Annotated in this window: 10 protein-coding genes and 1 pseudogene; 2 read left to right on the top strand and 9 right to left on the bottom strand. The window is 61.1% G+C overall.

Features of this window, described 5'->3' with window-relative positions; genetic code table 11:
* Nucleotides 1-1124, top strand: a 1124-nt coding sequence (locus ACRAUW_RS14475; RefSeq protein ID WP_431362836.1) for a methyl-accepting chemotaxis protein, incomplete at its 5' end; no start/stop codon positions are given.
* 68 nt (nt 1125-1192) lie between these two features.
* A complete protein-coding gene (locus tag ACRAUW_RS14470; protein ID WP_431362835.1) occupies nt 1193-2068 on the top strand; it encodes a flagellar protein MotY in 876 nt (291 codons plus the stop codon).
* A gap of 84 nt (nt 2069-2152) precedes the next feature.
* Here ACRAUW_RS14470 and gloA read toward each other — a convergent pair whose 3' ends face one another.
* The 9 genes and pseudogenes from gloA to rsxA form a co-directional block, all read right to left on the bottom strand.
* Nucleotides 2153-2566: a lactoylglutathione lyase gene (gene gloA, locus ACRAUW_RS14465; protein ID WP_005347113.1), complete on the bottom strand. Its 414-nt coding sequence runs from the start codon at nt 2564-2566 to the stop codon at nt 2153-2155.
* Between the two features lie 56 nt (nt 2567-2622).
* Nucleotides 2623-2725, bottom strand: a pseudogene (locus ACRAUW_RS14460) (endonuclease III); the annotation flags it as partial.
* Between the two features lie 12 nt (nt 2726-2737).
* Complete coding sequence (gene nth / locus ACRAUW_RS14455) at nt 2738-3379, bottom strand: endonuclease III (RefSeq protein ID WP_201955816.1); 642 nt, start codon at nt 3377-3379, stop codon at nt 2738-2740.
* Nucleotides 3380-3392: 13 nt separating this feature from the next.
* The gene (locus ACRAUW_RS14450) at nt 3393-4154 is read right to left on the bottom strand and encodes an electron transport complex subunit E (RefSeq protein WP_431362834.1); all 762 of its coding nucleotides are present in this window, start codon (nt 4152-4154) and stop codon (nt 3393-3395) included.
* Nucleotides 4155-4169: 15 nt separating this feature from the next.
* The gene (rsxG, locus tag ACRAUW_RS14445; RefSeq protein ID WP_431362833.1) at nt 4170-4802 is read right to left on the bottom strand and encodes an electron transport complex subunit RsxG; all 633 of its coding nucleotides are present in this window, start codon (nt 4800-4802) and stop codon (nt 4170-4172) included.
* A gap of 43 nt (nt 4803-4845) precedes the next feature.
* Nucleotides 4846-5898 carry an electron transport complex subunit RsxD gene (rsxD, locus tag ACRAUW_RS14440; protein WP_431362832.1) on the bottom strand — a complete coding sequence of 351 codons (1053 nt, stop codon included), beginning with the start codon at nt 5896-5898 and terminating at the stop codon, nt 4846-4848.
* A gap of 11 nt (nt 5899-5909) precedes the next feature.
* Complete coding sequence (gene rsxC / locus ACRAUW_RS14435) at nt 5910-8510, bottom strand: electron transport complex subunit RsxC (protein WP_431362831.1); 2601 nt, start codon at nt 8508-8510, stop codon at nt 5910-5912.
* A gap of 14 nt (nt 8511-8524) precedes the next feature.
* On the bottom strand, nt 8525-9103 hold the full coding sequence (gene rsxB / locus ACRAUW_RS14430) for an electron transport complex subunit RsxB (protein WP_431362830.1): 579 nt from the start codon (nt 9101-9103) through the stop codon (nt 8525-8527).
* A 4-nt stretch (nt 9104-9107) separates the two neighbouring features.
* Nucleotides 9108-9689 carry an electron transport complex subunit RsxA gene (gene rsxA, locus ACRAUW_RS14425; protein ID WP_431362829.1) on the bottom strand — a complete coding sequence of 194 codons (582 nt, stop codon included), beginning with the start codon at nt 9687-9689 and terminating at the stop codon, nt 9108-9110.
* Between the last annotated feature and the right edge of the window lie 130 nt (nt 9690-9819).

Here is a 9819-nt window from a genome sequence, read left to right as displayed (position 1 = left end):
AACGGGTTGAGCAGATGCAGGGAGAGAGTCAGCGCAACTTCTGGTGGGGGGCTATGGTGGTCCTGTGCTGCTTGCTGTTGACAACCCTCATCAGTTGGAAGGTGCTGCGGGATGTGCATCTGGGCTTCGTCGCTCTGCATCGCACCTTTTCACGGCTCGTCAATGACAATGATCTGACGGTGAGGGTCAGCTGGCAATCGGGTGACGAGCTGGGGGCACTGGCTCGGGATCTCAATTGCTTCCTGCAGCATCTGGAAGGACTGTTGCTGGAGGTGCGCCGCTCCTGTGAGATATTGACCCTTAGTGCCAGCAACTCCAGCGAGGTGATTGCCGAAGTGAACGAAGGTGTGGTGCGTGGTGTCGGTCAGGTTGAACTGGTCGCCACCGCCGCAACGGAAATGGCTTCGACGGTGGCCGAAATTGCTCGCAATGCGACCCAGACCTCGCTGGCGACCCAGCAGGCCATTGGCCGTGCCCGTCAGGGGGATAAGGAGGTGGATCAGACCATCGCCGCCATCGAGCAGGTGGCCGGCACCCTCGACGAAACCCGGCTGTTGGTCAACAACCTGCATCAGGATACCGAGTCCGCTGTCGAGGCTCTCAATCTTATCAAGCAGATTTCCGATCGAACCAACCTGCTGGCTCTCAATGCCGCCATTGAGGCGGCCCGTGCCGGTGAGTCGGGGCGCGGGTTTGCCGTGGTTGCTGACGAGGTTCGTTCGCTGGCTGCCCGTACCCAGAAAGTAGCGGATGATATCGAACAGATGCTCTCCCGTTTGCGGACGGGGGCTCGTCAGGCGGTGGTGGCCATGCAGTCGGGTAGCGAGCAGGCGGGTCTCAGTGTCAGTGAAGCGCAGCGGGCGGGTCATGAGTTGACCGACATCGTTAACGAGGTGCGCAAGGTGAGTGACATGACGGCGCAGGTAGCGACCGCCACCGAGCAGCAGCGCTACGTAACGGACGATATCCAGCACAACGTGATGACCATCCGCGAGGTATACGAGGCCCATCGCCAGCACTCGGCCACCCTGCAGCAAAATAGTGTCGAGCTGGATCAGTTGGCACGGGAGCTGGCCGGACGTATTGCCAGCTTCAAGTTGCTGGAGAGAACATCCCTCAATTGATCCATTTGCGCTAAAGCTTGTCCCTCCATGGCCGATACCCCTTGTGAGATGGTGTGGAGGGCAAGCAATTGAACGCTTGGGTGTTGGGGTTGGTCAGCATATCCGTGAGTATGCAGTTACAGGCTGGGGTCACCGAATTTGGTGCCGGTCTGGATCAATCCGTCTGGCGTTTGACCTCCGATACCCAGATTGAGTGTCGCCTCGAGCACCCTATTCCCAACTGGGGAACGGGGGCCTTTGTCAGTCGTGCCGGGCGCAAGATCAACCTCGACTTTGAGCTCAAGGGCAAGCGGCCGCAGGCCCAGACCCAGACGGTGAGCCTTGGCATCATGCCGCCGGTATGGCGCCCGGGCATCGCCGGGCGAGAAGTGAGTCAACTGCGCTTCTATCAGCAGTTCGATGGGCTGGTTGAGGGGCAAACTGCCTGGACCATGCTCGACGAGCTGGAGGGGGGGAGGATGCCGACCTTCCAGTATCGGGACTGGTATCGCCAGAACCGCGCGGTGCGGGTGTCGCTGTCGTCAGTCAACTTTCGGGTCAAATATCAGGCGTTTATCGACTGTCTGAGCGGACTCTTGCCTTACAGCTTCAACGATATCGCCTTTAGCGTGCTCACCTACGACAAGAACAGCGATCAGCTCTCCATCCCCTCCAAGCGGCGGCTGGCGATGATCAGCGAGTTTATCAAGGCGGACAAGAGCATCGATGTGGTGGTGATTGACGCCTACAGCGACAGCTACGGCGGCCGCTGGCCCAACCAGAAACTCTCCGAGAAACGGGCCGATGCCATCAAGAAGGTGTTTGTCGATCTGGGGCTCGATCCCGGCAAGATCTCGGTGGAGGGGCATGGCGAGAAGCAGCATGTCTCCTCCAACGAAACCGAACAGGGACGTGCCAAGAACCGGCGGGTGGTGATCAGCATGGGGCGCAATGGCGAGATCTAGTGCTGTCCCCGGCAAAGAGGCATAAAAAAGAGCGCAGATGCGCTCTTTTTTGATCCTGCCATTCGGCAGCGGGATTAGGGCTGCTTAGAAGCTGTCACCCAGGCCGGTGCCGGCATCTTTCTTGGCAATCAGTTCAATCTTGTAACCGTCCGGATCTTCGACGAAGGCGATGACGGTGGTGCCACCCTTGACCGGGCCCGGCTCGCGGGTGATCTTGGCACCGGCGGCACGTAGGGCGTCGCAAGTGGCATAGATGTCGTCCGCTTCCAGCGCGATATGGCCGTAGGCTGAGCCCAGTTCGTACTCGCTCACCCCCCAGTTGTAGGTCAGCTCGATCACCGCTTCATCCTTCTCGTCACCGTAACCGACGAAGGCCAGGGTGTACTTGTACTCGCTGTTCTCGCTCTTGCGCAGCAGCTTCATGCCGAGGACGCGGGTGTAGAAGTCGATGGAGCGTTGCAGATCGCCGACACGCAGCATGGTATGCAGAATTCTCATTGCTCAGTTCTCCGGGTTGGTGATGTGTACTGCTTTCAATCTCGGTTGCGAGGCTATCAGCTTTCTGGATAGACCTTCTCTTTGTATTCGCACAGATCCTCGATGATACAGGAACTGCTGCAGCGGATGTTTGCGAGCGAGACAGGTAGGACGGTTGTGGCGCCCAGTCATTCAGCTTTCTGGATAGACCTTCTCTTTATACTCGCACAAGTCCTCGATGATACAGGAACCACAACGGGGCTTGCGAGCCAGACAGGTGTAACGCCCGTGCAGGATCAGCCAGTGGTGGACATCCAGCTTGAACTCGGCGGGCACTACCTTGAGCAGCTTCTCCTCCACCTGATCCACGTTCTTGCCTACCGCAAAGCCTGTGCGGTTCGATACCCGGAAGATATGGGTATCGACGGCGATGGTGGGCCAGCCAAAGGCGGTGTTGAGCACCACGTTGGCGGTCTTGCGGCCGACGCCCGGCAGGGCTTCCAGCGCTTCGCGGTTCTCCGGCACCTCGCCACCGTGGCGCTCCAGCAAAATGGCGCAGGTCTTGATGACGTTCTCGGCCTTAGTGTTGAACAGGCCAATGGTCTTGATGTACTCCTTGAGCCCGTCCACCCCGAGATCCAGCATCCCTTGCGGGGTGTTGGCCACCGGATAGAGCTTGTCGGTCGCCTTGTTGACGCTGACATCGGTTGCCTGCGCCGAGAGCAGCACGGCGATCAGGAGTTCAAACGGCGAGTTGAAGTTGAGCTCTGTGGTGGGGTGGGGATTGTTTGCCCGCAGTCGCTCGAGGATCTCTCTGCGTTTCTGGTTATTCATGCCTTGCGTCCGATCATAGTTCGGTCGCCCGGACGCGGGCCGGGGCAACGTTGCAGTGGGCTACGGTAGCGGCCTGTTTGTGGTCCCGCCAGTCGTTGATGGCATTCTTGGCGGCGATCAACAGCCCCAGCCCGATAAAGCCGCCCGGCGGCAAAATTGCCAGCAGCAGGCTGGCATCGGCGTGGAACAGCTCGATGCGCAGGGATTTGGCCCACTCGCCCAGCAGCAGCTCGGCACCATCAAACAGGGTGCCCATGCCGATGATCTCGCGCATGCCGCCCAGTACTAGCAGCACCAGAGTAAAGCCAAGGCCCATCATCAGGCCGTCGAGGGCCGCCAGCAGCGGCGGGTTCTTGGAGGCATAGGCCTCGGCGCGGCCTATGATGACGCAGTTGGTGACGATGAGGGCGATAAAGATGCCGAGCGCCTGATAGAGGCCATAGGTGTAGGCGTTCATCAGCAGCTGTACGCTGGTCACCAGCGAGGCGATGATCATCACATAGACCGGGATGCGAATATCCTTCGGTACCCAGTTGCGCACCAGCGAGACGGCGAGGTTGGAGCAGAACAGCACCGCTATGGTGGCAAGGCCCAGCCCCAGCGCATTGGTAAAGGTGGAGGAGACGGCGAGGGTCGGGCAGAGCCCCAGCACCTGCACCAGCGAGGGGTTGTTCTTCCACAGCCCCTGACTCATCAGCTCCTTGAGCTCGCCCTTGCGGCTTTCCAGCTCGGCAATCGGGGCTGCGCTCGTTTCAATCTGTTCCATCTGGTTCATGATGGCTCGACTCCGTTAGTTCGCCGCCGGACAAGCCGGGGCGTTGCTGAGCAGTTCGGGTTGCTCCTGCTGCAGTTTAAGCAGGTTTTTCACCGCCTTGATCACGGCTCGCGGGGTGATGGTGGCGCCGGTAAAGGCATCGAACTCGCCGCCATCCTTCTTCACCGCCCACTGGGGCTCGTTATCATGGGTCAGGAATTTTCCGGCAAAGCTGTTGATCCAGTCCGATTTCTTCAGCTCGATCTTGTCACCCAGGCCCGGGGTCTCGTTGTGAGCGAGCACGCGCACGGCGGTGATGGTGCCCTTTGCATCAAAGCCCGCCACGATGCGGATCGCCCCGCTGTAGCCATCCGGCGCGATCGCCTCCAATGCATAGCCGGTCACCACGCCATTCTTGCTGGCGGTATAGAGGGCTTGCGGCTGATCGCTGCCGAGATACTTTCTGCTGGTCACCTGCTTGCAGCTGGCCACCAGATCGTTGTCATAGCTCCCCTCCGGCAGCAATACCGAGAGGGTCTGCTGCTTCTCCAGCTGCTGCTGGTGGGCGATTTTATCCTTGGTCAGCTCGTTGGTCAGTACCACCAGCGCGGTACAGCCCAGCGCGAACATCGCCAGAATAAGGCCGTTCTTGCGCATGCTCTTTAACATGTCCGGGCTCCGTCAGCTGTGATGGGGGAAAAGGGCAGAAACATCATTGGCGACGGGCTCCGTATACCTTCGGACGAGTCAGGCTGTCAATAAAGGGTACGCAAAGGTTGGCCAGCAGCACGGCGAAGGCGAACGCATCGGGATAGCCGCCAAAGCGGCGGATGATGTAGACCAGTATTCCGATCAGCACGCCATAGACCAGTCGGCCGCGCGGCGTGGTGCAGGCACTGACCGGATCGGTGGCGATAAAGAAGGCCCCCAGCATGGTTGCGCCGCTAAAGAGATGGAACATGGGCGTGGCGGTCGCATCCGGGCTTACCAGATAGCCGATGGTGGAGGCCGCCAGCAGGGCACCGAGAATCGCGGTGGGAATGCGCCAGTTGATCACCTTCTGCTGCAGCAGGAACAGGCCTCCCAGCAGATAGCCGAGGTTGACCCAGCTCCAGCCGATGCCGCCCCAGCCCTCAAACAGCGGGCCGCTCAGGATCTCGCCTGTGGTGAGCCCCTGAGTCAGACCGGTTTTCAGGGTATCGAGGGGGGTCGCCATGGTGAGACCATCCACCCCCTGCTTGAGCTGGGCCATGCTGTAGCCGTCGAGACTAAAGCCGGTGAAGATCACCGACGCCGCATCACCAAAGCCGAGGCTGTAGGCGCGCACGCTCTCCGGCGGCAGCCAGCTGGTCATCTGCACCGGGAAGGAGACCAGCAGCAGCACATAGGCGACCATGGCCGGGTTGAACAGGTTCTGACCCAGTCCGCCGTAAAGGTGTTTGGCGACGATGATGGCAAAGGCCGTGCCCACCACCAGCATCCACCATGGCAGCAGCGGCGGCAGGGAGAGACCGATCAGCACGGCGGTGAGCGCCGCACTGCCATCCATCAGGGCAGGCTTGATGGCGCGGCCACGGAGCTTGAGCACCAGCGCCTCGCACAGCAGCGCAGTGACCAGCGCCAGCAGGATCTGGATAAAGGAGCCCCAGCCAAAAACCCAAGTCTGGGCCAGCAAGCCCGGCACGCAGGCCAGGATCACCAGCAGCATCAGGGTTCGGGTCTGTTTGCGGTTATGGGCAAACGGCGCAGTCGCAATATTGAACATGAGTCTGTCGATTACCTTGTGGTTGTTCGGTCGGCTGACGGGGCATCTTCAGCGGCGGTCTCTGCGGCTCTGGCTGCCTCGGCCGCCAGCTTCTTCGCCTTGGCGCGGGCCACCGCGGCTGCAATGGCCGCTTTTTTCGGATCAACCGGGGCGTCAGCCACAGGGTTGCTCGCTTCAGGAGCCTCAGCTACGGCAAGTGGTTGCTCACTGCTGGCTGCATCGCTTTGCATCGGCTCAGCCTGTGCGCGCTCACCCTCAGTTCCGGCCCTGTCTACCTGAGTACCGGCACTCTCTACCTCTGCACTGGTACTTGCTACCTCAGCACTGGTACTTGCGCTCTGCTGGGCCAGCTTTTTGGCCTTGGCACGGGCGATGGCTGCGGCGATAGCGGCCTTCTTGGGATCGACCGCTTCACTTGCAGCCGTATTGCTTTGGCTGGTGGTTACTTCGCTCTTGGCTACCGCCACGTCGCGGGTCTGTGCGCTGGCAGTTGGCTCACTCTTCGCATCCTCAACACCGGCACTTTCGCCCTGCTGCGCCAGTTTTTTGGCCTTGGCGCGGGCAATGGCAGCAGCGATAGCGGCTTTCTTGGGATCAACCGCTTCGCTGACAGCAGATGGCGCATCACTTTGGGTTGCAGCGGATTCGCTGGTGCCGGCATTTGCAGTCAGATCGCCCTCAGCGCTGTCATCCTGCTGGGCGGCCTTTTTGGCTTTGGCACGGGCAATGGCGGCGGCAATTGCTGCCTTTTTCGGATCAACCTCTGCCTTTTGCTGATCAGCATCTACCGCAGGCGCAGCAACGACTTCGGCAGTCACAGGCTCGGCGCTATCACCCGCTTGAGCGGCCTTTTTGGCCTTGGCACGAGCAAGGGCTGCGGCGATGGCTGCTTTCTTGGGATCGCTGGCGGGGTCAACCGCCTCGGCGGGTTGCGCTGCAGCGGCTGTTTCGCTGTTTGCGCTCTCCGCCAGCTTGGCGGCGCGGCGCGCCTCCGCTTCCCGTTTGCGTGCTTCGCGGGCGGCAATCACGGCGCTGTTGTCGGGCAAGCCCTCTGCGGTGGCGGTAATGGCTGTGATGGGGGCATCCTGCTTGGCCTTGATGCGGGCGAGAGCTGCCGCCACCGGATCTTCCCCGCCTGCGGCCGTCATGGTCTGACGGCGCTGGGCGGCGGCTTGCGCATGGCGCGCTTCGCGGGCCGCTTTCTCCCGCTCGAAACGGGCTTGCTTGGCTTCGAAACGCTGCTTGGCGCGTTCGGCTTTTTCGGCCTCGGCACGGGCTTCGCGAATGTCGTCTTTGGCGATCTTGTAGTACTGCAACAGCGGGATCTCGCTCGGGCAGACCCAGGCGCAGGCGCCGCACTCGATGCAGTCCATCAGGTTGAGCTTCTCGGCCTTGTCATACTCCTTGGCCCGGCTGTACCAGTAGAGCTCTTGCGGCAGCAGGGTGGCCGGGCAGGCGTCGGCACAGGCGCTGCAACGGATGCAGGGCTGCTCCGGGCCGGGGGCGGGCAGCTCGGCCTGCGTCGGCGCCAGCAGGCAGTTGGTGGCCTTGACCACCGGCACCATGGCGTGGGGCAGGGTAAAGCCCATCATGGGGCCCCCCATGATCACCCGCTGCTCCGCTTCCGGTTGCAGCTCGAAACGCTGCAACAGCCAGCGTACCGGCGTACCCAGGCGCACCCAGGCGTTGCCGGGCTTCTTGAAGCTATCCCCGGTGAGGGTGACGATCCGCTCGATCAGCGGTTCGCCGTCGATAATGGCGCGCTTGATGGCAAACACGGTGGCGACGTTGAGCACCATGATGCCGATATCGACCGCGCGGCCTCCCTTGGGCACCTGACGGCCGGTCAGCAGCTCGATGGTCTGCTTGGCACCGCCCGAGGGGTACTTGGTCGGCACCGTCTTGACCAGCACATCCGGGTCTGTGGCGTGACGAGTCAGCTGCTCGATCGCCTCGGGTTTGTTGTCTTCCACCCCGATCAGGGTCAGCTTGGGTTTGAGCAGGTGCTTGAGTACCCGGATGCCATCCATGATCTCATCGGCATACTGCTGCATCAGCCGATCGTCGGTGGTGATATAGGGTTCGCACTCCAGCCCGTTGACGATCAGGATCTCGGTGAGCTGGCCGCGGCCGTCGAGCTTGCTGTGGGTCGGGAATACGGCGCCGCCAAGGCCCGCTACCCCCGCCTGCTGGATGCGCTCGAGCAGCTCGCCCCGCTCCAGATTCCAGTAATCGGCTTTGCCATTGCGCTCGCCCCACTCATCCTCCCCATCCGGGGTGAGAATGACACAGAGATCGCCGAGCCCGGAGGGGTGGGCAACCGTGTGGTTGCCAATCTCGGTGATGGTGCCGGATGTGGAGGCATGGACAGGGACGACCCGACCCTTGGCATAACGGGTCAGCGGCTGCCCTTTTTTGACCTTGTCGCCCACCTGCACCAGCAGATCGCCGGCGGGGCCTGCGTGCTGGCGCAGCGGAATAATGAGGCGCGGCGGCAGACCGGCGTCTACCACCGGGCTCTGGCTTGATTGCAGCTTGTTGTCGGCGGGGTGAATGCCACCGTGAAAGTCCCAGAGCGTGCCGGCTTTGATACGTTCGAGTAAGGAATGCATGGTTGCTCCGCTGTTTATTCCACTATCTTGACCGGAATCTTGCCCGGAACATGCACGTTATTGAGATCCCACTTCCAGTTATCGACCGTGGTGGGCACCGGGATCATCTCGATGCAGTCGGTCGGGCAGGGATCGACACAGAGATCGCAACCGGTGCACTCGTTGGCAATCACGGTATGCATCGCCTTGGTGGCGCCGACGATGGCATCCACCGGGCAGGCCTGAATGCACTTGGTGCAGCCGATGCACTGATCTTCGTGGATAAAGGCGACCTTTTTGACTGGCAATGCGGCCTCGTCACTGCCCCCCAGCGGCTGGGGCTCGACCCCCATCAGATCGGCGATCTTGCGCATGGTGGCCTCGCCACCGGGTACGCACTTGTTGATCTGATCGCCGTTGGCGAGCGCCTCGGCGTAGGGTTTGCAGCCGGGATAGCCGCACTGGCCACACTGGGTCTGGGGCAGCAGGGCATCGAGCTGATCGACGATGGGGTCTGCTTCCACATGAAACTTGACGGCGGCAAAGCCCAGGATAATCCCGAACGCCAGCGCCAGCAGGGTGAGCACCAGAATGGCAAAGAGTATGTGAGTCATAGCGCTATATCTTGATAAGGCCGGTAAAGCCCATAAAGGCCAGCGACATCAGACCGGCGGTGATCATGGCAATCGACACCCCGCGAAACGGCGCGGGCACATCGGCGGCGACCAGACGCTCGCGCATGGCGGCAAACAGGATCAACACCAGCGAGAAGCCGGTGGCCGCGCCAAAGCCGTAGATCACGCTCTGGATAAAATCGTGTCGCTCATTGATGCTGAGCAGTGCCACCCCGAGCACCGCACAGTTGGTGGTGATGAGCGGCAGGAAGATCCCCAGCAGGCGATAGAGGGGCGGGCTGCTCTTGCGCACCACCATCTCGGTAAACTGCACCACCACTGCGATCACCAGAATAAAGGCGAGGGTGCGCAGATAGGCGATATCCAGCGGCAGCAGGATATAGTGCTCCACCAGATAGGAGCTGGCACTGGCGAGGGTCATCACGAAGGTGGTCGCCAGCCCCATGCCGATGGCGGTTTCCAGCTTGCCGGAGACCCCCATAAAGGGGCAGAGGCCGAGGAATTTCACCAGCACGAAGTTGTTAACCAGCACGGTGCCGATCAATAAAAGCAGGTACTCAGTCATCAATTACCGTCACTGAAAGTCGGGTTATCGGGGTTTGAAGGCGGGCGGTATTATCTGACGTTAGGGCCAGTTAAACAACCGCAAGGCCGCATGGTTATTATGCAACTGGATAATTTAGCCGGGGTTTTGG

The sequence above is a fragment of the Aeromonas sp. genome (assembly GCF_050633025.1).
Classification (GTDB): Bacteria; Pseudomonadota; Gammaproteobacteria; order Enterobacterales; family Aeromonadaceae; genus Aeromonas.
The sequence above is the reverse complement of the archived record's forward strand: the minus strand, read 5'-3'. Positions and strand labels throughout refer to the sequence as shown.

What these genes read in the sequence shown, in the direction of transcription:
- rsxC (WP_431362831.1), bottom strand. Translation starts at nt 8,510, where the DNA reads ATGCATTCCTTACTCGAACGTATCAAAGCCGGCACGCTCTGGGACTTT.
- rsxB (WP_431362830.1), bottom strand. Translation starts at nt 9,103, where the DNA reads ATGACTCACATACTCTTTGCCATTCTGGTGCTCACCCTGCTGGCGCTG.
- rsxG (WP_431362833.1), bottom strand. Translation starts at nt 4,802, where the DNA reads ATGTTAAAGAGCATGCGCAAGAACGGCCTTATTCTGGCGATGTTCGCG.
- rsxD (WP_431362832.1), bottom strand. Translation starts at nt 5,898, where the DNA reads ATGTTCAATATTGCGACTGCGCCGTTTGCCCATAACCGCAAACAGACC.
- ACRAUW_RS14450 (WP_431362834.1), bottom strand. Translation starts at nt 4,154, where the DNA reads ATGAACCAGATGGAACAGATTGAAACGAGCGCAGCCCCGATTGCCGAG.
- nth (WP_201955816.1), bottom strand. Translation starts at nt 3,379, where the DNA reads ATGAATAACCAGAAACGCAGAGAGATCCTCGAGCGACTGCGGGCAAAC.
- rsxA (WP_431362829.1), bottom strand. Translation starts at nt 9,689, where the DNA reads ATGACTGAGTACCTGCTTTTATTGATCGGCACCGTGCTGGTTAACAAC.
- gloA (WP_005347113.1), bottom strand. Translation starts at nt 2,566, where the DNA reads ATGAGAATTCTGCATACCATGCTGCGTGTCGGCGATCTGCAACGCTCC.